The organism is Streptomyces sp. JH14 (genome assembly GCF_029428675.1).
GTDB lineage: Bacteria > Actinomycetota > Actinomycetes > Streptomycetales > Streptomycetaceae > Streptomyces.
The window spans coordinates 671,640-692,722 of sequence record NZ_JAJNEL010000001.1 but is presented as its reverse complement, the minus strand read 5'-3'; the positions used below and the strand labels follow the sequence as shown (position 1 = coordinate 692,722).

24 protein-coding genes are annotated in these 21,083 nt (G+C 70.9%); 14 read left to right on the top strand and 10 right to left on the bottom strand.

The features are described from left to right. Positions 1 to 15: 15 nt before the first annotated feature. Positions 16 to 837, bottom strand: a complete 822-nt coding sequence (locus LRD69_RS03160) for a PhzF family phenazine biosynthesis protein (RefSeq protein WP_277325015.1) — start codon at positions 835 to 837, stop codon at positions 16 to 18. An 86-nt stretch (positions 838 to 923) separates the two neighbouring features. Continuing rightward, a complete protein-coding gene (locus tag LRD69_RS03155) occupies positions 924 to 1,745 on the bottom strand; it encodes a methyltransferase domain-containing protein (protein ID WP_277325014.1) in 822 nt (273 codons plus the stop codon). 133 nt (positions 1,746 to 1,878) lie between these two features. Here LRD69_RS03155 and LRD69_RS03150 point away from each other — a divergent pair, with 133 nt between their 5' ends. Then, entirely contained in the window at positions 1,879 to 2,496 is a 618-nt protein-coding gene (locus LRD69_RS03150) for a PadR family transcriptional regulator (RefSeq protein WP_277325013.1), read from the top strand. A gap of 60 nt (positions 2,497 to 2,556) precedes the next feature. Here LRD69_RS03150 and LRD69_RS03145 read toward each other — a convergent pair whose 3' ends face one another. Both LRD69_RS03145 and LRD69_RS03140 read right to left on the bottom strand, forming a co-directional pair. Beyond that, positions 2,557 to 2,988 carry an SRPBCC family protein gene (locus tag LRD69_RS03145; protein WP_277325012.1) on the bottom strand — a complete coding sequence of 144 codons (432 nt, stop codon included), beginning with the start codon at positions 2,986 to 2,988 and terminating at the stop codon, positions 2,557 to 2,559. 78 nt (positions 2,989 to 3,066) lie between these two features. Next, positions 3,067 to 3,261, bottom strand: a complete 195-nt coding sequence (locus LRD69_RS03140) for a hypothetical protein (protein WP_277325011.1) — start codon at positions 3,259 to 3,261, stop codon at positions 3,067 to 3,069. A 245-nt stretch (positions 3,262 to 3,506) separates the two neighbouring features. Here LRD69_RS03140 and LRD69_RS03135 point away from each other — a divergent pair, with 245 nt between their 5' ends. The 3 genes from LRD69_RS03135 (at position 3,507) to LRD69_RS03125 (ending at position 6,290) form a co-directional block, all read left to right on the top strand. Further along, a complete protein-coding gene (locus LRD69_RS03135) occupies positions 3,507 to 4,037 on the top strand; it encodes a Clp protease N-terminal domain-containing protein (protein WP_277325010.1) in 531 nt (176 codons plus the stop codon). Positions 4,038 to 4,118: 81 nt separating this feature from the next. After that, positions 4,119 to 5,174, top strand: coding sequence for an EamA family transporter (locus tag LRD69_RS03130; protein WP_277325009.1), 1,056 nt, complete (start codon positions 4,119 to 4,121; stop codon positions 5,172 to 5,174). A gap of 159 nt (positions 5,175 to 5,333) precedes the next feature. After that, positions 5,334 to 6,290, top strand: a complete 957-nt coding sequence (locus LRD69_RS03125) for an EamA family transporter (RefSeq protein ID WP_277325008.1) — start codon at positions 5,334 to 5,336, stop codon at positions 6,288 to 6,290. Positions 6,291 to 6,389: 99 nt separating this feature from the next. On the opposite strand, the gene LRD69_RS03120 is transcribed toward LRD69_RS03125, so the two are convergent. Beyond that, positions 6,390 to 7,085, bottom strand: a complete 696-nt coding sequence (locus LRD69_RS03120) for a pyridoxamine 5'-phosphate oxidase family protein (protein WP_277325007.1) — start codon at positions 7,083 to 7,085, stop codon at positions 6,390 to 6,392. A gap of 35 nt (positions 7,086 to 7,120) precedes the next feature. On the opposite strand from LRD69_RS03120, the gene LRD69_RS03115 reads away from it, so the two are divergent. Then, positions 7,121 to 8,452, top strand: a complete 1,332-nt coding sequence (locus LRD69_RS03115) for an aminotransferase class I/II-fold pyridoxal phosphate-dependent enzyme (RefSeq protein WP_277325006.1) — start codon at positions 7,121 to 7,123, stop codon at positions 8,450 to 8,452. Here the strand turns inward: LRD69_RS03115 and LRD69_RS03110 are convergent. Beyond that, entirely contained in the window at positions 8,443 to 9,462 is a 1,020-nt protein-coding gene (locus LRD69_RS03110; protein WP_277325005.1) for a DMT family transporter, read from the bottom strand. The genes LRD69_RS03115 and LRD69_RS03110 overlap by 10 nt on opposite strands. Before the next feature lie 74 nt (positions 9,463 to 9,536). On the opposite strand from LRD69_RS03110, the gene LRD69_RS03105 reads away from it, so the two are divergent. After that, positions 9,537 to 10,466: a LysR family transcriptional regulator gene (locus LRD69_RS03105; RefSeq protein WP_277325004.1), complete on the top strand. Its 930-nt coding sequence runs from the start codon at positions 9,537 to 9,539 to the stop codon at positions 10,464 to 10,466. 55 nt (positions 10,467 to 10,521) lie between these two features. On the opposite strand, the gene LRD69_RS03100 is transcribed toward LRD69_RS03105, so the two are convergent. After that, on the bottom strand, positions 10,522 to 10,992 hold the full coding sequence (locus LRD69_RS03100) for a pyridoxamine 5'-phosphate oxidase family protein (protein WP_277325003.1): 471 nt from the start codon (positions 10,990 to 10,992) through the stop codon (positions 10,522 to 10,524). 137 nt (positions 10,993 to 11,129) lie between these two features. Here LRD69_RS03100 and LRD69_RS03095 point away from each other — a divergent pair, with 137 nt between their 5' ends. Further along, positions 11,130 to 11,783, top strand: coding sequence for a cysteine hydrolase (locus LRD69_RS03095; protein ID WP_277325002.1), 654 nt, complete (start codon positions 11,130 to 11,132; stop codon positions 11,781 to 11,783). Here the strand turns inward: LRD69_RS03095 and LRD69_RS03090 are convergent. Both LRD69_RS03090 and LRD69_RS03085 read right to left on the bottom strand, forming a co-directional pair. Beyond that, positions 11,767 to 12,219 carry a Rieske (2Fe-2S) protein gene (locus LRD69_RS03090; RefSeq protein WP_277325001.1) on the bottom strand — a complete coding sequence of 151 codons (453 nt, stop codon included), beginning with the start codon at positions 12,217 to 12,219 and terminating at the stop codon, positions 11,767 to 11,769. The two genes, LRD69_RS03095 and LRD69_RS03090, sit on opposite strands and share 17 nt — an antisense overlap. 65 nt (positions 12,220 to 12,284) lie before the next feature. Further along, a complete protein-coding gene (locus tag LRD69_RS03085) occupies positions 12,285 to 14,435 on the bottom strand; it encodes a prolyl oligopeptidase family serine peptidase (protein ID WP_277325000.1) in 2,151 nt (716 codons plus the stop codon). Between the two features lie 100 nt (positions 14,436 to 14,535). Between LRD69_RS03085 and LRD69_RS03080 the strand changes: the two genes are divergently transcribed. The 7 genes from LRD69_RS03080 to LRD69_RS03050 all read left to right on the top strand — a co-directional run bounded on the left by LRD69_RS03080 (position 14,536) and on the right by LRD69_RS03050 (position 20,631). Further along, positions 14,536 to 15,429, top strand: coding sequence for a HipA family kinase (locus LRD69_RS03080; protein WP_277324999.1), 894 nt, complete (start codon positions 14,536 to 14,538; stop codon positions 15,427 to 15,429). After that, on the top strand, positions 15,426 to 15,809 hold the full coding sequence (locus LRD69_RS03075) for a DUF3037 domain-containing protein (protein WP_277324998.1): 384 nt from the start codon (positions 15,426 to 15,428) through the stop codon (positions 15,807 to 15,809). Before LRD69_RS03080 ends, LRD69_RS03075 begins: the two co-directional genes overlap by 4 nt. A gap of 203 nt (positions 15,810 to 16,012) precedes the next feature. Then, positions 16,013 to 16,774: a 3-oxoacyl-ACP reductase FabG gene (gene fabG, locus LRD69_RS03070; protein WP_277324997.1), complete on the top strand. Its 762-nt coding sequence runs from the start codon at positions 16,013 to 16,015 to the stop codon at positions 16,772 to 16,774. Between the two features lie 20 nt (positions 16,775 to 16,794). Then, entirely contained in the window at positions 16,795 to 17,550 is a 756-nt protein-coding gene (locus tag LRD69_RS03065; protein WP_277324996.1) for an SDR family oxidoreductase, read from the top strand. Between the two features lie 118 nt (positions 17,551 to 17,668). Further along, on the top strand, positions 17,669 to 19,249 hold the full coding sequence (locus LRD69_RS03060) for an ABC transporter substrate-binding protein (RefSeq protein WP_277324995.1): 1,581 nt from the start codon (positions 17,669 to 17,671) through the stop codon (positions 19,247 to 19,249). Positions 19,250 to 19,327: 78 nt separating this feature from the next. Next, on the top strand, positions 19,328 to 20,011 hold the full coding sequence (locus tag LRD69_RS03055) for a uracil-DNA glycosylase (protein WP_277324994.1): 684 nt from the start codon (positions 19,328 to 19,330) through the stop codon (positions 20,009 to 20,011). A 128-nt stretch (positions 20,012 to 20,139) separates the two neighbouring features. Further along, on the top strand, positions 20,140 to 20,631 hold the full coding sequence (locus tag LRD69_RS03050) for a hypothetical protein (protein WP_277324993.1): 492 nt from the start codon (positions 20,140 to 20,142) through the stop codon (positions 20,629 to 20,631). Here the strand turns inward: LRD69_RS03050 and LRD69_RS03045 are convergent. Continuing rightward, positions 20,619 to 21,074 (bottom strand): hypothetical protein, encoded by a 456-nt coding sequence (locus tag LRD69_RS03045; protein ID WP_277324992.1) that lies wholly within the window; start codon positions 21,072 to 21,074, stop codon positions 20,619 to 20,621. The two genes, LRD69_RS03050 and LRD69_RS03045, sit on opposite strands and share 13 nt — an antisense overlap. Positions 21,075 to 21,083: the final 9 nt, after the last annotated feature.

Below are 21,083 nucleotides of genomic sequence, written 5' to 3'. Positions count from 1 at the left end.
ACCTGTTCGCGCCGGTCAGAGTGCGGTCAGCAGTTCGCCGTCGACGACCGTCACCGCGCTGCCCGTCAAAAGCGTGCGCGGGCCGCGCAGCGATGTGCGAACCAGGCCGGAACGCGCCGAGGCCTGCAGGCCGGTCAGTTCGTCCCGGCCGAAGCGGTCCGACCAGAAGGGGGCCAGTGCGGTGTGCGCGCTGCCGGTGACCGGGTCCTCGTCGATGCCGACCCTGGGGAAGAAGCCGCGGGAGACGTAGTCGTAGCCACGGGACGGGTCCTCGGCGGCGGCGGTGGCGATGATGCCGCGCCGCGAGCAGGAGGCCAGCGCGGCGAAGTCCGGGGTCAGTGCGCGTACGGAGGTCTCGTCGGCCAGCTCGACGAGCAGGTCGCCGATGTGGTCGCCGGTGTCATGGATGGACAGCGGCTCGGCGCCCAGGGCGGCGGCCAGTCCGGCCGGGGCGTCGGCCGCCGTGAGCGGGGCCGTGGGGAAGTCGAGCGTGAGTGAGCCGTCGGGGTGAGCGGTGGATGTGAGGACTCCGCAGCGGGCGGCGAAGCGCACCGTTCCGCTCGCCGCTCCGGTGGTGTGCAGGACGTGGGCCGTGGCCAGCGTGGCGTGCCCGCACATGTCCACCTCGGTGGCCGGGGTGAACCAGCGCAGCGCCCAGTCGGCCTCGCCGCCCGGCGGCAGCGGGTGCGCGAATGCGGTCTCGGAGAGGTTCATCTCCAGGGCGACCTGCTGGAGCCGGTCGGCTTCGGGGAAGGCGTCGGAGTCCAGCAGCAGAACGGCTGCGGGATTGCCCGTGAAAGGGCGGTCGGTGAACGCGTCGACAATACGAATCCTCATGGGTCGACCGTAGAGCGTGCGGAGCGCCGCAGGCCAAGGCCAATTCCGGGATTCCGGCCTGGGACGGTGCATGCCACGCCCGAGGGTTACGGCCGGCGCCCCCAGGCGGAGACGAGCGGAGCGGTGGCCAGATCGAGGCGCCCGGTGGCGACGTTCGCCAGGTGCCGGTCGATCTCCTCGTCGCAGGCGAGACCCGATGTCACGAGCCGGCCGCGGATCTGCCGCACGGTCGCGGCCTCCAGGACGGTGCACGCCGGTGAGGTGATCGGGAAGTACGCGTCGGCCTGCACATCGTCGAGACCCGCTTCGCGCAGCAGTCGCGGCAGGGTCCGGCCGTAGGCGAGGTCTGCCCCACGCGCCGCCATGAGTTCACGGAAACCCGACCGCAGGCGATTGGCGAGGCGCTGCTCGGGGCCCGATTCGTCGGGGCACAACAACGGCTGCAACCCGGGGTCGGCGTCCTCCAGGAGGAGCACTCCACCGGGGCGCAGCGCCTGGATCATGCGGCGCAGCGCCTCGGCGCGGTCGGTGACGTGCACCAGGACCAGCCGGGCATGCACCAGGTCGAAGCCGCCGGGAGGCGGCGGATCGGCGGCGACGTCGTGGCGCAGCACCTCGACGACATCGTTCGCCGCCCCCTGCGCCCACGACACGTCGATGTCCGTCGCGACCACGGCTCCGGTGGGACCGACCCGTGCGGCCAGCCCCGCCGGAACGGAGGGGCCACCGGCGCCGACCTCCCAGCACCGCATGCCCGTGGTGATCCCGAGCCGGTCGACATGCCGGAAGGTCACCGGGTCGAAGAGCTCGGCGAGGGCGCCGAAGCGGATGCCCGCCTCGGACTGCCGGTTGTCGAGCAGGTATCCGTGGTCCGGGCCGTGCCCGTTCTCCGGGCCGGGTGCGGTCATGTCGCATCGCCTTCGTTCTGTGCCGTGTCGGGGCCAGCCCAGTATGCAAGGCCCGTCGCAGCGATTGTCGTGCGACCGGTTCCGATATATCGTTGACGCATCGCGACAGATCAACGACAGGAGGAGCGCGGTGATGCGTTCACATGGACACGGGCATGAGCACGGGCATGGGCACTGCGGGCCCGGTCATCAGGGTCGGGGCGACTTCGAGGGGCGTCGCGCCGCCTTCGGGCAGTTCGGTCCGCCGTTCGGCGGCGGCCCGCTCGGTGGGGGTCCCTTCGGCGGCGGGCGTCGTGGAGGCGGCCGGGGCAGGGCGAGGCGCGGCGATGTGCGCGCCTCGATCCTGGCGTTGCTGAAGGACCGGCCGATGCACGGGTACGAGATGATCCAGGAGATCGGCGAACGCAGCGGTGGGGCCTGGCGGCCCAGCCCGGGCTCGGTCTATCCGACCCTCCAGCTGCTGGAGGACGAAGGGTTGATCCTCAGCGCGAGCGAGGGCGGCAAGAAGCTGTTCACGCTCACCGACACGGGCCGCACCGAGGCCGAGTCGGGCCCCGAGGCGCCCTGGGAAGAGGCCGGGCGCGGGGTCGACTGGGAGGGCGTGAACGAGATCCGGCAGGCCGGCTTCGGCCTGATGGAGGCGTTCGGCCAGGTCTGGAGGACCGGCTCGGCCGATCAGCGCCAGAAGGCGCTCACGGTGATCAACGACGCCCGCAAGAAGCTGTACCTGATCCTTGCCGACGAGGGCTGACCCGAGGGGTGCGGTGCGGGGGTCGCGCGGCCGGGTCGCGCGACCCCCGTCCGCGCGTGGTCAGGTGGCGACCAGACCGCCCAGTTTGCGCAGCGATTCGAGGAGTGCGGCGGTCGCCGAGTCCTTGAGCTTGCCCGCCATCAGGGAGACCGCGGCGCCGGTGAACTCGCCGTCGATGCGGACGGTGGTGGCATCGCCGTCGGGCGTCAGTGAGTAGCGCATGGCCAGACTGACACCCATGGGGCCCTTGCCCCTCGTGGTCAGCAGCCGGGCGGTCTCCAGCTCCTCCACCGTCCAGAGCACCTCTGCGGGGAAGCCCATGAGCTTCATGTTCTCCTCATAGGTGGCCGCGAGTTCGAGCGGTGCCGGGCCGCCCTTGGGGAAGCTGGTGTGGGTGGCGTTCCACTGGCCGTACGCGGTGAAGTCCGTCAACTGGGCCCAGACCTTCTCGGCCGGCGCTTCGATGCGTGCTTCGGCACTCACTTCGGCCATGCGACCACCCCTTCTCATCGGGTTACGGTGTCGCGGAACGTAGCCGCAGTGGCGAGAACATTCAATACTGATGAACCGTCAGACCTCTTGGGTGCGGCTCGCGCGCCAGATCAGTGCCGCGTCGAAGCAGTCGGATGCGCGTGGGTGCGGTCCGTCGTCATGACAGTGGAACGCCGCCCAGAACAGGTCGGCCGGCAGGGCGTCGCACGGTGCGTAAACCCGGTAGACGTACTCCCGCCCGTCGAACGCCGACAGGGCGACCATCCATGGCACTCCGGCGCTCCCATCCGTCCGTCGCGAATGTGATGTGGCGTGAGGGACGTGTACGGGTCTGCCCGCGGTTGCTTCCGCGGCGCGAGGCAAGGCGGCGCGCGCCGTTTCCCGCGATCGTATCCATGAATGGCGAGATCTCATCCGTAAGGAGGAGGAACCGTTCTGATGTGCCCACCTTCGGTGGGATGTGCATATGCGCCCCACCGGGGATGACCGGAGGCCCGGGGACTGATGGGGTGAGAGGTGTGCAAAACCGTACGCCGCAGATCCCTCAGCAGCCCGCATCGAGCCATGCCGGGCTCGATGCCGGACTCACTGCTGAGCTGGCCTCGGTGGTGACGGGTGCGCGCAGGCGCGCGCTGCGGGACGGCGACCGGCAGATCGACACGGCCCATCTGCTGCACTCCCTCATCGAGGCGGATCCGCAGGTCCGTGCCGCCTTCGACGGTGGACCGCAGCTGGCCAAGGTGCTCGGCTACCTGGTGCAGCGCTCCATCGGCTACGGGCTCCGCTGGCAGGCTGCGGTGGAGGACTCCGGCGCGGTCGCCGCGGTGCCGGAGGCCGGGGCGGACGGCTGGTCGCCCTCGGCCGTGTCCGCGATGGAAGGGGCGCGCGCACGCGCGGCACTGCGCGACGTCAGGCTGGTCGGGGGCCTCGATCTGCTCGCCGCACTGGCGGCGGATCAGGAGTGCCGCGCCGTCGAGGTGCTGGCACGGGCGGGCGTCGACGCGGGACTGCTCGCGGAGCGGATCGCGACGGCCTTACGGCGGGGGTGACGGTGCCGGCGTGATGCGTATGACGCGCATGACAGGGGTGACCATGGTGACGCTCCTGACATCAGCTGTCATGATGTGCCGATGCACGCGTCTCAGGGGAGGAGCGCCGGCCTGGGACTAGCCCTGGCCTCGGCGTTCGCATTCGGTGGTTCAGGGGTGGCGGCCAAGCCGCTGATAGAGGCGGGGCTCGACCCGCTCCATGTGGTGTGGCTACGGGTGGCAGGCGCCGCCCTGGTCATGCTGCCCGTGGCCTGGCGCCACCGCGCTCTCGTACGCGACCGGCCGGTTCTGCTGCTGGGCTTCGGACTGCTGGCCGTCGCGGGTGTCCAGGCCTGCTACTTCGCCGCGATCTCCCGTATCCCCGTCGGCGTGGCGCTGCTCGTCGAGTATCTGGCGCCCGCGCTCGTCCTCGGCTGGGTCCGGTTCGTCCAGCGCCGTCCGGTCACCCGGGCGGCAGCGGTCGGTGTCGTGCTCGCGGTCGGCGGTCTCTCCTGTGTGGTCGAAGTGTGGTCCGGGCTGAGCTTCGACGCCGTCGGGCTGCTCCTCGCCCTCGGCGCCGCGTGCTGCCAGGTCGGCTACTTCGTCCTCTCCGACCAGGGGAGCCAGGACGGCGCGGCGGGTGCGGAGCCTCCGCATCCGGTCGGCGTCATCGCGTACGGGCTGCTCATCGGCGCGATCGTCCTCACGGTGATCGCGCGGCCCTGGGGCATGGACTGGTCGCTGCTCGGCGGCAGTGCGGGCATGAACGGGACGGATGTGCCTGCGTGGCTGCTGTTGGTGTGGATCGTGCTGCTCGCCACCGTGATCGCCTATGTCACCGGCGTGATCTCCGTGCGGCTGCTCTCCCCGGCGGTGGCGGGTGTCGTCGCCTGTCTGGAGGCGGTCATCGCGACCGTGCTGGCGTGGGTCCTGCTCGGCGAGCACCTCTCCGCCCCCCAGCTCATCGGCGGCTGTCTGGTGCTGATCGGTGCGTTCATCGCCCAGTCGTCGACACCGAAGGCGTCTTCCGGGCCCGTGGCATCGGGGCCCGGTGAGGCGGCACGGGCCGAGGTGCCGGACGAAGGCCCAAGCAGGGCGCGGACCGCGGATCGTGCGGCCGCCGAGGCGGAGTTGTCCGCCGAGCGTGCCGCCACGTAATGTGTGCATCATGCACTTGACCGTACTTCCGCCGCCTGCCGCCTAGCGCGGGCGGCCACTCCTGACGAAGACCGGGCTCGGGCAGTCCCCGAGCCGGATCGTCGCTGCCCGCGTGCGGAGCCGAGCGACCACCGTCCTGTCTTCCTCTGGAGAAGTCACGTGTCCCATCCTGCTTCAGGCCTGCCCGTCGGGCGGAGCCTGTTCTATCTGATCGTCGCCGGAGTCGCCTGGGGTACCGCGGGGGCAGCCGCCTCGCTGGTCTTCCGGGTCAGCGATCTCGGCCCGCTCGCCCTGTCGTTCTGGCGCTGCGCGGGCGGCCTGGTGCTGCTGCTCGGCGCCCTCGCGCTGAGGCCGCGGCGGACGGCCGCCCCCTCCGAGTCACGGCGACGCCGGCTGCTGCGGATCCTCGGGACCGGCGTCGGTCTCACGGTGTTCCAGAGCGCGTACTTCGCGGCTGTCGAGGTGACCGGCCTCGCGGTCGGGACCGTCGTCACCCTGGGGGCGGGGCCCGTCCTCATCGCGGTCGGCGCGCGGCTGACCATGGGGGAGCGGCTGGGCGGCGGCGGACTCGCGGCCGTGGTGGGCGCGCTCACCGGGCTCGCCGTGCTGGTGCTCGGCGGTGACGGCGGTACGGTGCGTCCCACCGGGGTCGCGCTGGCGTTGCTCTCCGCTGCCGGTTACGCCGCCATCACTCTGCTGACCCGGTGGCTCGGCCGCGACGGCGGCGGCACCGACGCGCTCGCCACCAGCGCCTGGGCGTTCGGGATCGGGGCGCTCGGGCTGCTGCCGATGGCGGCCGCCGAAGGGATCGTGCCGCACACCGCGGACACCGCCCAGGTGGTGTGGCTGCTGGTGTACGTGGCAGCGGTCCCGACCGCGCTCGCCTATGCGCTGTACTTCGCGGGCGCGGCGGTGGTGCGGGCCGCGACCGTGTCCGTGATCATGCTCCTCGAACCGGTGAGCGCTGCCGTCATCGCCGTGGCCGTGCTCCGTGAGCAGCTCACCGCGGCCACCGTTGTCGGCACGCTGCTTCTGCTCACAGCGGTGGCGGGGCTCGCTGTCGCCGAAACGCGCGGGGCGGCGAGCGCCCGCCGTCGGGCGGCTGTTCCCGCCTGACCGCCTGGCCGTTCGGCTCCGCTGCGCGCATGTTGCTGACAGGTCGTCAGGGATGTGCGGGCCCACTCCCAGGGAGTGGGCCCGCACATCCGGACAGCCTCAGAGAGCGGTCAGATAGCCGGGCACGGCGATCGCCGGGTCGAGGTCGTCCGACGGCTGCGGCGCGCGGTACCCGCGGGCCAGCGGAAGGACGCCCGCCCAGTGCGGCAGCGCCAGGTCGTCCGGTTCGTCGTTCGGCCCGCCGGTCCGCACCTTCGCGGAGACCTCGTCGAGATCGAGCCTGATCACGGCCGTGGCAGCGAGCTCCTTCTCGTTGGCCGGACGGGAGTCGGCGGTCCGGCCCGGCACGACATGGTCGACGATCGCGTCGAGTGCGGTGCGCCGCTCCTGCGGGTCGGTCACCGTACGGGCGACGCCGTGGACCACCACGGAGCGGTAGTTGATCGAGTGGTGGAAGGCGGAGCGGGCCAGCACCAGACCGTCGACATGCGTCACCGTGAGGCAGACCGGCAGGCCGGGGTCCGCCTGCCCGGCCGCCCGCAGCGGGCGTGAGCCCGTCGAGCCGTGTACGTACAGCCGCTCGCCGATCCGGCCGAAGAGCGTCGGCAGGACGACCGGGGCACCGTCGCGGACGAAGCCGAGATGGCAGAGGTAGGCCTCGTCGAGTATCGAGTGGACCAGTTCCCGGTCGTACGAGGCGCGCTCCCGGGAACGGGTGGGGACGGTCCGCTCGGTCGGTTCGTACGGGGCCGCTGCCTCCGGGGCCGTGATCTGCGGCGGTGCGGTGTCCGACATGGCCAACTCCATTGCACTAGTGCATAATTGTGTTTGTGTTAGAAGAATATCGGATCACCGGGCGGCGTGCATCGGACATTGCCGCGAGTGTGGAGCGAGCGGTCGGGTCGGGCGAGCTCGCGCCAGGACAAGTGCTGCCGCCCATGCGGGAGTTGGCGGCCCGGTTGGAGGTCAATCCGAATACGGTGGCGGCCGCCTACCGCACCCTGCGCGAGCGCGGAGTGATCGAGACGGCCGGGCGCCGGGGAAGCAGGGTGCGCCGGCGCCCCGCCAGTACCGCGCGCGGATCGTTCAGGGTCGAGGCGCCGCCCGGTGTGCCGGATCTGGGGGCGGGGAACCCCGACCCGGGGTTGCTGCCGCCGCTGGGCGAGGCGTTCGCGTCGGCCACGCGTGCGTACGCGGAACGGCCGGGGATGTACGGAGAGGTACCCGTGGATCCGGAGCTCGCGGCTCTGGCGCGTGCCGCCCTCGATGCCGACGGCGTGCCGGCCGGGCCGGTGGCCGTCACCTCCGGATCCCTGGACGCCATCGAGCGGGTGCTCGTGGCGCATCTCAAGCCGGGTGACGCGGTCGCGGTCGAAGATCCCGGGTGGGGCTCCCTGCTCGATCTCGTGCCGGCGCTGGGGCTGCGTCCCGTGCCGATCGCGCTCGACGACGAGGGCCCGTTGCCCGACGCCGTCGAGCGCGCGCTGGACGAAGGCGCCCGCGCGCTCGTCGTCACCGACCGCGCGCAGAATCCGACGGGCGCCGCCGTCGGGGCCGCACGGGCGGAGGAGTTGCGGTGCGTTCTCGCCGGGCACCGCGGTGTGCTGCTGATCGAGGACGACCACGGCCACGCGATCGTCGACCTGCCGCTGCATCCGCTGGCGGGTGCCACCGACCGCTGGGCGTTCGTGCGATCGGTCGCCAAGGCGTACGGGCCGGACCTGCGGGTCGCCCTGCTGACCGGGGACGCGGTCACGGTCGACCGGGTCCTGGGGCGGCAGCGGCTGGGGCCCGGCTGGGTCAGCAGGCTGCTGCAGCGGGCCGTGTTGCACCTGATGGCGTCGGGCGCGGTGGACTCCGGCGCGGTCGCACAGGCCTACGGGGAGCGGCGCGATGCGCTCGTACGGGCGCTGACGGAGCGCGGTGTCGAGGCGCACGGCCGCAGCGGCATGAATGTGTGGGTTCCGGTGAGCGACGAGACCGGGGCCGTGTCCCGGCTGCTGAACGCGGGCTGGGCGGTGGCGCCCGGGGCACGGTTCCGGATCGCCGCACCGCCGGGCATACGGCTCACCGTGTCGCCCCTCACCGCGGCCGACATCGAGCCGCTGGCCGACGCGGTGGCGGCAGCGGCGGGGCCGCCCCGGCCGATGAGCTACGGCTGAGACGGACCCGGACGCGGAGCGGGCCCGCGCGTACGCGCCCTGCTCTGGGTGAGGGCGGCACCGGCCAGGACGATCAGCGCGCCGACCGGAGTGTTCCAGCTCAGCTGCTCACCGAGCACGGCGACCCCGGCCGCGGTGGCGATGACCGGGATGAAATACGTGACCATCTGGGCGGTCGTCGGGCCGACCTCCTGGACCAGTCCGTACTGCATCAGCACCGCGAGCCCCGTGCCGAGCGCCCCCAGAGCGATGACGGCGAGGGTCGGCAGCAGCGGGAACCCGTCGGGCGCGGCCGTGAACAGGGGGGTGACCACCGCGATCTGCACCGTGCCGAGGAAGAGCTGGCTGCCGGTCAGGGCAAGGGTGGACGAACCGCTGCCCGCCAGGGTCCTGCGGACGTAGATCCAGCCGACCGGATAGCTGAGGGAGGCGAGGAGCGCCATCGCCGTACCGCCGAAGTCCAGTCCGGAGAAGCCCTGCCAGGCGCCCAGCACCGTCAGCACGCCGAGGAAGCCGAGGCCGAGCCCGGCCACCCGGCGACGGGTCGGCCGGTCCTCGGAGAGTGCGACGAGCGAGAGCGCCATGCCCCACAACGGCGACGTCGCGTTGCAGATGCCGGCCAGCGTCGACGGAATGGTCGTCTCGGCATAGGCGAAGAGCGAGAACGGCAGCGCATTGAGGAAGAACGCGGCGACGGCGAGATGGCCCCAGGTACGGGCGGTGCGCGGCAGGCGCTCACGGCGCACCACCATGGCGACGGCCAGCACCGCCGTACCCGAGAGCAGTCGTCCGAGGGTGACCTGGAAGGGGGCGTACCCCTCGGTGCCGACCTTGATCAGAAGAAAGCTGAAGCCCCAGATCAGCGAGAGCGCCCCGAAGCGGATCCGCCAGTCCAGCGCGGGGCGCCGGGCGGCGGCAGGCGTGGCCGCCGGAGCGGCGGCCGACCGGACGGGGGTGGGTGGCACGGGGTCCGGTGCCGGAGCGGTGGTGGTCGAGCGTGGGGCGGTCATGAGAGCAACAATGACGAATTCAACCGCGTAGGACAAGCGAGACTTCGTGAGATCGTCCGCGTAGCATTGCTTACATGTTGAACTTGGAGCGCCTGCGCACGCTGGATGCCCTCGCCCGGTTCGGTTCTGTCGGTGGCGCGGCCGAGGACCTGCATGTCACCACATCCGCGGTCTCCCAGCAGCTGGCGAAGCTGGAGCGCGAGGTGGGACAGCAGCTCCTCGCCAAGAACGGCCGCGGCGTCCGGCTCACCGACGCCGGCCGGCTGCTCGCCGACCATGCTGCGAAGATTCTTTCCCAGGTGGAACTGGCCCAGTCCGACATCGAGGCCCAGCGCGGCGAAGTGGTGGGTGAGGTCCGGCTGGCGGGCTTCCCGACCGCGGCACGCGGACTGTTCCCGGCGACGCTCGTCTCGCTGCGCGCGGACCACCCCGAACTGAAGGTGCGCACGACGGAGTTGGAGCCCGAGGCCGGAATCCGCGCGGTGATGAGGGGCGACGTCGACCTGGCGGTGGTGCTCGACTGGAGCAACAAGCGCTTGCCGGTTCCGGGCGGTCTCACCAAGGCCGAACTGCTCGACGACGCGCCGGACATCGCGATGCCGGCCGGTCATCCGCTGGCGGACCGGACCGAGGTGGGTCTGGAGGACTTCGCCGACGATGACTGGATCTCCTGGCCGGAGGGCGAGTTCTGTCACGACTGGCTGATGTTCACGCTGCGTTCGAAGGGAATCGAACCTCGCATCGCCCATCTTGCGGGCGAGCACCACACCCAGCTCGCGCTGATCGCCGCCGGGGTGGGTGTCTGCGTGGCACCCCGGCTGGGGCGTGGGGTGGTGCCGGACGGGGTGCGGCTCGTGCCCGTACGGCAGAAGATGCGGCGGCACGTCCACGCCGTGTGGCGGACGGACGCCGACCGCCGGCCGTCGATCAGGGCGGCGGTCGCGGCGCTGCGGGCGGCGGGCCGTGGCCTGGACGCACCGGTGAACGGCGACGGCGGGGACTGACCCGGGAGGGCGGGCGCCGCGCCCGCATCCGGGAGGCCGGGCCGCGGAGGTGGCCTCAGGCCAGGTCAGCCAGCTTCCGGAAGTCCCATGATGTGATCGCCTTCGGGGTCAGCCGCAGCCATGCGTGCCGTCCGTCGTGCGGCATGACGTCCATGCCGAAGTACTTCTCCGCGAAGAGCCGCTCCGGTCCGGTCAGTTCCGGGCAGGCCTCGCCCGTGCGCGGTGTCTCGCCGACGAAGACCGCCTCGCCGGAGAGCTCGACGCCGCGCAGTTCCCCGTACTCCGCGCCGTCGTCGACGACCACCGCGATTCTCGGGTCGTGGCGCAGCTGCGACGAGCGCAGGCTCCGGGTGATCGAGTACAGCCACAGCGAGGTGCCGTCCCAGACGAACCAGAGCGCCCCGATGTGCGGGCGGCCGTCGACGGAGACGGTGGCGACCCGGCAGGTGCGCTGCTGGGTGAGATAGGCGTCGCGTTCCGCCTCCGTCATCATGATCCGACGGCCCCGTTGCTGAATGACGGCCATGGGACGTCTCCTCAGGTTGGCTGACTGTGTGTCAGAAATCATGAGGCCTCTTCCTTCCTGACGCAATGGCCGTTAGCCTCGCGCGCCCGGTCCGTCAGAAGAGGCCCGTCACCCGGAATCCACCGAGAGGGGCAGCCGTGCCGCCCAGGGAAAAGCTTGCCGAGCAGCTCGATCCTGCCTCCACCGTCCTGCTGACGGTGGAGTGCCAGCAGGGTGTCGTGGGTCCGGACAGCGCACTGCCCGAACTCGCCAGGGAGGCCCGGACCTCCGGCGCCCTGCACAACATCGCCCGACTGGTCGCCGCCGCCCACGGGGCGGGGGTGCAGGTACTGCACGCGGTCGCCGAACGACGCCCCGACGGACGCGGTGCGAACCACAACGCCCGTCTCTTCCGGGCCGCCGGCCGGCTGCCCGTACAGCAGTACTCCGGCACCACGGCGGTCCGGATCGCCGCGCCCGTCGAGGTGGCGGACGAGGACATCGTCGTACGGAGACTGCACGGTCTCTCTCCCGTCGCGGGCACAGGCGTCGACGCGCTGCTGCGCAATCTGGGCTGTCGCACCCTCGTCGTCACCGGGGTCTCGGCCAACGTCGCCATCCCCAACGCCGTCTTCGACGCGGTGAATCTCGGCTACACGGCGGTCGTGCCGTCCGATGCCATCGCGGGGGTGCCTGCCGACTACACCCCCGCGATGATCCGTAACACGCTCGCCCTCGTTGCCACCGTCACCACTACGAAGGATGCGCTGGGCTGCTGGCAGAGCCCCCGAAGGGCTATGAAGCGAGCATGATCGAGTCACCCTCGACCTTGATCGATGCGGCGGGCAGCGGCTTGGGGGCCGGGCCGCCCGCCACCTCACCGGTCGCCGCGTCGAACGTGCTGCCGTGACAGGGACAGTTGATGACGCCGCCCGAAACGCTCGACACCGCGCATCCCTGATGCGTGCACTTCGACGAGAACGCTTTGAACTCCCCGGCCTTCGGCTGCGTGACCACGACGCCCTGGTCAGCGAAGATCTTTCCGCCGCCCTCCGGGATGTCGGTGGTCTTCGCGAGCACGCCCGAGCCGCCCGGGCCCCCCTCCGCGGCCGGCTCGACGGCATCTGAACCGCCCGTGTCCTTGGAGTTCCCGCACGCGGTGAGTACGGCAGCCACCCCGACCGCACCGACACCTGCCACAACGGTGCGACGTCCGAGACGGACCTCGTGCTCCTGCGATGCGCTCATGCTGACTTTCCCTTCCGCGGTATTCATGCCTTCGACCAGGGGTACGCGCCGCCGAGGCCCCGTGTTCAACGGCCGAGGGACTTTGCGAGGAAATCCCGTTCCAGCAGCAAGAGGTTGCTCGCCGTCTCCTCCTGTGTGACCAGATGCCCCGACCCGGAGAGCGGCAGCACGGTGTGCGACCGCCCCGCGGCCAGCAGCGCGGCCGAGAACCGCAGCATGTGGGCGACGGCGACATTGTCATCGGCAAGTCCGTGCACCAGCATGAGCGGGCGCGTCAGCCGGTGAGCCTCGGAGAGCAGCGAATTTCGCTCGTACGCCTCCGGCTCCACATCCGGATGGCCGAGAAACCGTTCCTCCCAATGGGTGTCGTACAGCCGCCGGTCGGCCGGCGCCGCACCCGCCACGGCCGCGTGGAAGACCTCCGGGTGACGCAGTACGGCCGCGGCCGCGAGGTAGCCGCTGAACGACCATCCACGCATCGCCACCCGGCCCAGGTCCAGTTGCGGGTAGCGCGCCGCCGCCGCGTGCAGCGCGTCGATCTGGTCCTCCAGGACCGCCGTCAGCCGGTCGCCGCGCACCGATTTCTCCCAGGCCTCGCCCCGCCCCGGGGTGCCGCGGCCGTCCGTGACGAGCACCGCGAACCCCTGCTCGGCGAACCACTGGGCGGTCGCGGCCCACCAACTGCGCACCGGCAGCACCAGTTGGAGGCCGTGGCCCGCGTACGGGCTGAGCAGCACGGGCAGCGGGCCGTCTCCCTGCCGGTGCCACGACGGCAGGTACAGGCTGCTGCGCAGCTCCCGCACCCCCAGACTCAGCGCGAGGGGCCGTGGCGTGACCACGGGAGTCTCCGCGAGGACCGCGATCCGCCCGACGGGCGCGCCGTTGCGCACCACGGTCACCGTCTGCCCGTCCGGGGTCCGGCTGTCCAGCACGACCGTGGTACCGCCCACCGCGGCCGTGTGCACGCCACGCTCGCCGGTGAGCCGCTCGGGAGCGTCTGCGGACGAACCGGCTGCACAGGACCAGACATGGATCTCCGTCGGCTCCTCGCTCGCGGTGAAGAACACCCGGTCCCCCACGGCGCCGAGAACCTCGCGGACCTCCAGACCCGGCGGGGTCGCACGGCCGCCGACCTCCAGCCCCTGGGTGTCGCCGCCCGGTTGCGCGGGAACGACGAGCGCCCCGGACGCAAGGCGACGCGGCGTGCCCGCTCGCAGCGCGACCCAGGCAGGGTCATGGGCGCGGTGCAGGACCCGGGTCCCTCCCGTGGCCGGATCCACCGCGAGGACATGGACCGAACGCTGGTCACGCGACTGCACCGAGACGAGCGGCCCGTGCGTGTCCCAGCCGGCCGTCGCGACGTACTCGAACCGCGGGTCGGTCCACGTCCCGGCAGGGTGGTCCGCGCCGGCCGCCACAGGCAGCCGGACCGCGATGCGTCCACCGGCCACCTGCACCAGATGCAGGGACACCTCCGCGTTCGGCGTGCCCGCCGCCGGGTACGGCACCACGCGCGGCCGCCGCTCCGGATCGGCCGGATCACTGAGGTATCTGCGCTGCACCATGGCGGTGTCCACGCGTGCCACCAGCAGGGCATCGCCTGCCGGCGACCACCAGTAGCCGCGCGAGCGCCCGAGCGACTCCGCCGACACGTGGTCCGAGAGCCCGTACGTCACGTGCTCCTCCTCCGGGGTGACCGCTGCCCGGTCGTCCGTCCCGTCGCTCCGCACGATCCGCAGCGCACCCCCGCAGACGTAGGCGATCAGGGTGCCGTCCGGTGAAGGGCGCGGATCGGTCACGGCGCCGGCGGTGGCGATCCTGTGCGGGGTGCCGCCGTCCGTCCGTACGGCCCACAGCTCACCGTCGAGTGCGAAGACGACGAGCCGGACGTCCGCGTCCGTCGCGTACGACACGATCCCCGACGACGTCTCGCGGGCCCGCTCACGGCGGACCAGTTCCTCCTGCGGGACTTCGCCGCCGTCCGCGCGATCGCGCCGAACGGCTGCCGGGTCGGCGAGCATCCGCTCCGCGCCGTCCTCGTAAAGCCACAGGCGGCCGACCGGATCGGTGCCGCCGGCCGTCCTTGTGAAGAGCACCCGTTCGCCGTCGGGCGAGACCGTGAACTGCCGGGGCACGCCGAGCGAGAAGCGCCGGGTGCGGGCGGACTGGAGAGGCAGTCCGCCGGGGCCGGTTCCGTCGGATCGGTCCGGGGTCATGTCGGAGTTCCTTCCGTTGGTGATCGGTTGCTGCGACCGGGAGACGAGCGGGTTTGCAGCGCGTGGAGGGACGACCGGTGCACCCCAGTAGCCTGGGGTGATGCTCACCGAAGTCACAGCGACCCGCTACGTCACGCCGTTGCGTGAGGGCGGCTCGCTCCCGGGCATCGTCGAAGCCGACGATCTCGGTACGTACGTCATGAAGTTCACCGGCGCGGGGCAGGGCCGCAAGACCCTCGTCGCGGAGGTCATCTGCGGGGAGCTCGGCCGGCGGCTGGGACTGTGGGTCCCGGAACTCGTCACGATCCAGCTCGACCCGGTCATCGGGCTCGCCGAGCCGGATCAGGAGGTGCAGGAACTGCTCAAAGCGAGCGGCGGGCTGAATCTCGGAATGGACTATCTGCCCGGTTCGATCGGGTTCGATCCGCTCGCCTACCAAGTGGATCCAGCAGAGGCCGGGAAAATCGTCTGGTTCGATGCGTTGATCAACAATGTCGACCGATCGTGGCGGAACCCTAACATGCTGGTCTGGCACGGTGATGTCTGGCTCATCGACCACGGCGCCACCATGATCTGGCACCACAACTGGCCGGGTGCACAGGCATCGGCCGCCAAGCCGTACAACGCCTCCGACCATGTGCTCGCGCCCGTCGGTCCGGACATCGCGGCCGCGGCCGCCGAGCTGGCCCCGCTCGTCACCGAACAGCTGCTGACCGAGGTGACCGCCGACGTGCCCGACGAGTGGCTGGTCGACGAGCCCGGCTTCGACACGACGGACGCCCTGCGCCGCGCCTATGTGGAGCCGCTGCTGGCGCGCGCCGCCACCATCCATGAGCGGATCTCGATGGACACACCCACGAAGACCGGACCGTCCCGGGCGCCGGGGTGGCTCACCGAGCACCTCACGCCGTGGCCGCATCCCACGAAGAAGGACCGGGCCGAGCGAGCCGCAGCCGAGCAGGCCGCGCAGAGCAGCAAGGACGACCGCCGGTGAGCAAGCGCGAGGTCTTCGAGTACGCGCTGCTGCGCGTCGTGCCCCGGGTCGAGCGCGGTGAGTGCTTCAACGCGGGGGTGCTGGTGTACTGCCGCGCCAGATCCTTCGTGGCGGCCCGTACCCATCTGGACGAGAACAAGCTGAGGGCGCTGGACCCGGACGCGGACGTGGCCGGCGTGCGGGCGGCACTGCGGGCGGTCGAGGGTGTCTGCGGTGGCGGAGACGCGGCTGGTCAGGCCGCCGGCGACGACGTCGGCCGGCGTTTTCGCTGGCTGATCGCCCCGCGCTCGACGGTCGTTCAGCCGAGCGCCGTGCACAGCGGTCTCACCACCGATCCGGAGGCCGAGGTCGAGCGGCTGCTCGACCTGCTGGTGCGCTGATCCGGCACCCGTCGGCGCCGTCCGTGTCCTCTGCGGTCGCGTCGCCGGCGGGTGTGACATGCGCTGCTGTCCCCGTGGGCCGTTGACACCGAGTGCCAGGGCTTCTAGCGTCTCGTCTGCTGAAGGTACTAAGCGGTTGCTCAGTCATCGGGAAACTTCCTGACGTCCGCTGAGCCGCGATCCAAGGGCGAGGAGAACCAAGCATGTCCACCACCGAGCAGCGCGTCGCCATCGTGACGGGAGCGGCGCGGGGCATCGGCGCCGCCACCGCCGTCCGTCTGGCGGCCGAGGGCCGCGCCGTCGCCGTACTCGACCTCGACGAGGCGGCCTGCAAGGACACCGTCGAGAAGATCACCGCCGCCGGAGGCACCGCACTCGCCGTCGGCTGCGACGTGTCGGACAGCGCCCAGGTGGAGGCCGCCGTCGCGCGCGTCGCCGCCGAGCTCGGGGCCCCGACGATCCTCGTGAACAACGCGGGCGTGCTCCGCGACAACCTGCTCTTCAAGATGAGCGAGTCCGACTGGGACACCGTGATGAACGTGCACCTCAAGGGCGCGTTCCTGATGGCCAAGGCCGTCCAGAAGCACATGGTGGACGCCACGTTCGGCCGTATCGTCTCGCTGTCGTCCTCTTCGGCGCTCGGCAACCGCGGCCAGGCCAACTACTCCGCCGTCAAGGCCGGCCTGCAGGGCTTCACCAAGACCCTCGCCAAGGAGCTCGGCAAGTTCGGCATCACCGCAAACGCCGTCGCGCCCGGCTTCATCGTCACCGAGATGACCGCGCAGACCGCGGCCCGGGTCGGCATGGGCTTCGAGGAGTTCCAGGCTGCCGCCGCCACCCAGATCCCCGTGCAGCGCGTCGGCCGCCCCGACGACATCGCCAACGCCATCGCCTTCTTCACGGGCGACGAGGCCGGCTTCGTCTCCGGCCAGGTGCTGTACGTCGCCGGCGGACCGCTCAACTGACCCGAAGGGCAACGCAGATCATGACTGTGCAGGACAGCGGGAAGGTCGCACTGATCACGGGCGCGAGCCGGGGGATCGGTTACGGCATCGCCGAGGCGCTCGTCGCCCGTGGCGACCGGGTGTGCATCACCGGGCGCGGTGAGGACGCCCTCAAGGAGGCCGTCGAGAAGCTGGGCTCCGACCGGGTCATCGGCGTCGCGGGCAAGGCGCACGACGAGGCGCACCAGGCGGTGGCCGTCGAACGCACCATGGAGGCGTTCGGCAGGGTCGACTTCCTGGTCAACAACGCCGGCACGAACCCGGTCTTCGGCCCGATCGCGGAGCTCGACCTGGCCGTCGCGCGCAAGGTCTACGAGACCAATGTGATCTCGGCGCTCGGCTTCGCCCAGCAGACCTGGAAGGCCTGGCAGAAGGAGAACGGCGGGGCGATCGTCAACATCGCCTCCGTCGCCGGTGTCTCCGCCTCGCCGTTCATCGGTGCGTACGGCATGAGCAAGGCCGCCATGGTCAATCTGACCCTTCAGCTGGCGCACGAGTTCGCTCCGGTCGTCCGGGTCAACGCCATCGCCCCCGCGGTCGTGAAGACCAGGTTCGCCGAGGCGCTGTACGAGGGTCGCGAGGCCGAGGCCGCCGCCGCCTATCCGCTCGGCCGGCTCGGTGTCCCCGAGGACATCGGGGGGGCCGCCGCGTTCCTCACGTCCAACCAGTCCGACTGGATCACGGGGCAGACGCTCGTCGTCGACGGCGGCATCTTCCTGAACGCAGGGGTGGGCTGAGCACGGCCTGATCCGGTTTCGCCCTGATTGCCTCAAGTGCCCCGTCGGGCCTACGGATTGACCCGACGGGGCGCTGCGGTATGGTCTGCCGACCCATGGCCGATCGAGGAGCGTGCACGTGTTCTACCGGGCCAGGCTGCAGGTCGTTGCAGCGCTTGCTTCCCTTTCATTGCTGGCCGGTTGCGGTCTGCTGTCCGACGGCGCGTCGGAGAGCGAGCAGAAGATAGTCGTCGGCACCACGAGTGAGCCCTCCACTCTTGATCCGGCGGCGGCGTGGGACAACTCCTGGGAGTTGATGCGCAATGTCTTCCAGACCCTGGTGAGCTTCCCCACCGGCAGTACGAGCCCCGAGCCCGATGCCGCGGATTCCTGCACCTTCACCGACCGGACCAGCACGGCCTATCGCTGCAGGCTCAAGAAGGGCCTGAAGTTCTCCAACGGGGACGCACTCGACGCCGAGGCCGTGAAGTACTCCATCGACCGGATCTCGACCCTCAAGGTGAAGGGCGGCCCGGTAGGACTGCTCGGCTCGCTCGACCGCGTCGAGACCGTGGGTGACGACACGGTCGTCTTCCACCTCAACAAGCCCGACGCCACCTTCCCGTTCGTCCTGGCCACCCCCGCGATGTCCCTGGTGGCTCCCGGCGACTACCCGAAGGACAAGGTCCGCGAGGACGGAAAGATCACCGGGTCCGGCCCCTATCTCCTGGACTCGTACCAGCCGGGTGACCGGGCCGAGCTGGTGAAGAACCCGAGTTACAAGGGGTTCGCCAACCGCAAGAACAACGCCGTGACCATCAGGTACTTCAAGGGGTCCACCCCCATGGTCGAGGCCCTGCAGAAGAACGAGATCGACGCCACCTACCGCGGCCTCACCGCCGAGGAGGTGGTCAGGCTCGAGGACAACAAGGAAAAGAACAGCGAGCTGCAGCTCATCGAGACCGTCGGCGCCGACATCCGCTTCCTGGTCTTCAACCCCGAGGACCCGGCCGCCGGGAATCCGGCCGTGCGGCGGGCCATCGCCCAGCTCGTGGACCGGGACGCCTTGGTGGCCAAGGTCTACCAGGGCACCGCCGAGCCGCTGTACTCCATGGTGCCCAAGGGCATCGCCGGTCACACCACCAGCTTCTTCGACAGCTTCGGCGACCCGAACGTGGAGAAGGCCAAGGAGATCCTCACCGGGGCGGGCGTCACCGAGCCGGTCGCCATGACGTTCTGGTTCACCACCGACCGCTACGGCTCCTCGACGGCCCCCGAGTTCGATGAGCTGAAGCGCCAGCTGGAGACCTCGGGCCTGTTCAAGATCACGCTGAAGAGCGCCCCGTGGAAGACGTTCCAGGCGGGCTACACCAAGGGCGAGTACCCGGTCTTCGGCCGTGGCTGGTTCCCGGACTTTCCGGACCCGGACAACTTCATCGCTCCCTTCGTGGGCAAGGACACCGTCACCGGGATGCCGTACGTGAAGAACGAGATCACCAAGTACCTGCTGCCGCAGAGCCGCCAGGAGAGCGACCGGGGCGCGGTCAGCAAGCAGTTCGAGCGGGCCCAGAAGATCCTGGTCGACGACGTCCGGCTGCTGCCGCTGTGGCAGGGCAAGCTGTATGTGGCGGCGGGCGAGGACATCGGCGGCGGCGAGCGCGCCCTGGACCCGCAGACGGTCATGCAGATGTGGGAGCTGTACCGCAAGGCGAGTTGGTAGGGCTCGCCCGGCCGATTGTCAGTGGGCCCCGGTAGGTTCTGTGGTCAAGAACCGATTTGCGTACCGGAGGTTGTTGACGTGACCGACACCGACCTGCTGCCCGAGTCCTGGCGCGGCGTTCTCGGCGATGAGCTGCAGAAGCCGTACTTCAAGGAGCTCGCCGACTTCGTCGAGGAGGAGCGGGCCAAGGGGCCGGTCTATCCGCCGCGGGAGCAGGTCTTCGCCGCACTGGAGGCCACTCCGTACGACAGGGTGAAGGTCCTGGTCCTCGGCCAGGACCCATACCACGGCGAGGGCCAGGGGCACGGGCTGTGCTTCTCCGTGCAGCCCGGCGTCAGGACGCCGCCCTCCTTGCGGAACATCTACAAGGAGATGAAGGACGAGCTCGGCCTGCCCGTCCCGGACAACGGGTATCTGATGCCGTGGGCCGAGCAGGGCGTCCTGCTGCTCAACGCCGTGCTGACGGTCCGCGCCGGAGAGGCCAACTCGCACAAGGGCAAGGGCTGGGAAAAGGTCACGGACGCGGTCATCCGGGCGGTGGCCGCGCGTCCCGATCCGGCGGTCTTCGTCCTCTGGGGCAACTACGCACAGAAGAAGCTCCCGCTGATCGACGAGGAGCGCCATGTGGTGGTGAAGGGCGCGCACCCGTCGCCCCTGTCCGCGAAGAAGTTCCTCGGCTCCCGCCCGTTCACGCAGATCAACGAGGCGATCGCGGCGCAGGGGCACCAGCCGATCGACTGGCGCATCCCCGACCTGGGCTGACTGCGGGCACCTGCCTGACAGGCTCGGGTGCTTTGCCCGAGCCTGACCGGGTTTGCCCGTACCAGCGGCTAGCGTCGAGCCATCCGGAATCGAACGGGATCGGCTGGACGGGTGCGAGGGAGACTGCGGTGGCGGAGCAGCAGGAGGCGTCGAAGGACGCAGTCATGACCAGGATCGGCCAGGCGATCATGCTGCTGCACGGTGGTGACCGCGAAGAGGCCCGCAACCGGTTCGGAGCGCTCTGGGCCGAGATCGGCGAGGACGGCGACGCCCTCCACCGTTGCACCCTCGCGCACTACATGGCCGACACCCAGGACGATCCCGGTGACGAGCTCGCCTGGGACCTGCGGGCGCTGACCGCCGCAGAAGGGCTGACGGACGAGCGGGCGGCCGAACACCGGGACACGCTCGCGGTCCGCGCCTTCTCGCCGCTGCTCCATCTCAGTCTCGCGGCGGATTATGCGAAGCTCCAGCGCCCGGACGCCGCCTGGATCCATCTGAACCGGGCCCGTCAGGCCTCCGACGTCCTCGCGGACGACGGAACGGACGACGGATACGGGGGAGGGGTACGGGCGGCGATCGGGCGGCTGGAGCGGCGGCTGTGGGATCAGTGGCCGTAGGCGTCTTCGCAGATCCGGGACGGTGTGCTGCCGGTGGGCCAGCCGCCGTATCCCCGCCCGAGCGCGCAGACGTCCGTCCCGGTCACGGGGGAGGCCGGCAGAACCGGGACCGGTACCAGTACCGCGCCCGGAGCCTGCCGCGGCCGCGGCAGGACCCCACCGGGATGCTCACCTTGCCGCGGTGTGCGCTGCCCGGTGCGACGGGTGTCCGAGTGTGCTCCGGAGCTGGGCTCTGACGCCTTTGCGGAGGGCTTCGGATCCGGCAGGGATTCCAGGGTGTCCCGGACCGGTGGCCGGGCGATCTGAGGGGCCAGGTCCCGGGCGGGCCTGCTGGTCCCGGGCCGGGGCGCAAGGCCCGGCTGGGGCTCCACGGACACGCAGCCGGAGACGGCAGTGACGGCCACCCCGACCAGGAGCTTCACGGCGATTCTGGTTCGTTGCACCCTGCAACT

Coding starts and splice junctions, on each gene's coding strand:
- LRD69_RS03155 (WP_277325014.1), bottom strand. CDS start 1,745: ATGACCGCACCCGGCCCGGAGAACGGGCACGGCCCGGACCACGGATAC.
- LRD69_RS03090 (WP_277325001.1), bottom strand. CDS start 12,219: ATGAGCGCATCGCAGGAGCACGAGGTCCGTCTCGGACGTCGCACCGTT.
- LRD69_RS03130 (WP_277325009.1), top strand. CDS start 4,119: ATGCACGCGTCTCAGGGGAGGAGCGCCGGCCTGGGACTAGCCCTGGCC.
- LRD69_RS03085 (WP_277325000.1), bottom strand. CDS start 14,435: ATGACCCCGGACCGATCCGACGGAACCGGCCCCGGCGGACTGCCTCTC.
- LRD69_RS03110 (WP_277325005.1), bottom strand. CDS start 9,462: ATGACCGCCCCACGCTCGACCACCACCGCTCCGGCACCGGACCCCGTG.
- LRD69_RS03120 (WP_277325007.1), bottom strand. CDS start 7,085: ATGTCGGACACCGCACCGCCGCAGATCACGGCCCCGGAGGCAGCGGCC.
- LRD69_RS03080 (WP_277324999.1), top strand. CDS start 14,536: ATGCTCACCGAAGTCACAGCGACCCGCTACGTCACGCCGTTGCGTGAG.
- LRD69_RS03100 (WP_277325003.1), bottom strand. CDS start 10,992: ATGGCCGTCATTCAGCAACGGGGCCGTCGGATCATGATGACGGAGGCG.
- LRD69_RS03065 (WP_277324996.1), top strand. CDS start 16,795: ATGACTGTGCAGGACAGCGGGAAGGTCGCACTGATCACGGGCGCGAGC.
- LRD69_RS03145 (WP_277325012.1), bottom strand. CDS start 2,988: ATGGCCGAAGTGAGTGCCGAAGCACGCATCGAAGCGCCGGCCGAGAAG.
- LRD69_RS03105 (WP_277325004.1), top strand. CDS start 9,537: ATGTTGAACTTGGAGCGCCTGCGCACGCTGGATGCCCTCGCCCGGTTC.
- fabG (WP_277324997.1), top strand. CDS start 16,013: ATGTCCACCACCGAGCAGCGCGTCGCCATCGTGACGGGAGCGGCGCGG.
- LRD69_RS03150 (WP_277325013.1), top strand. CDS start 1,879: ATGCGTTCACATGGACACGGGCATGAGCACGGGCATGGGCACTGCGGG.
- LRD69_RS03160 (WP_277325015.1), bottom strand. CDS start 837: ATGAGGATTCGTATTGTCGACGCGTTCACCGACCGCCCTTTCACGGGC.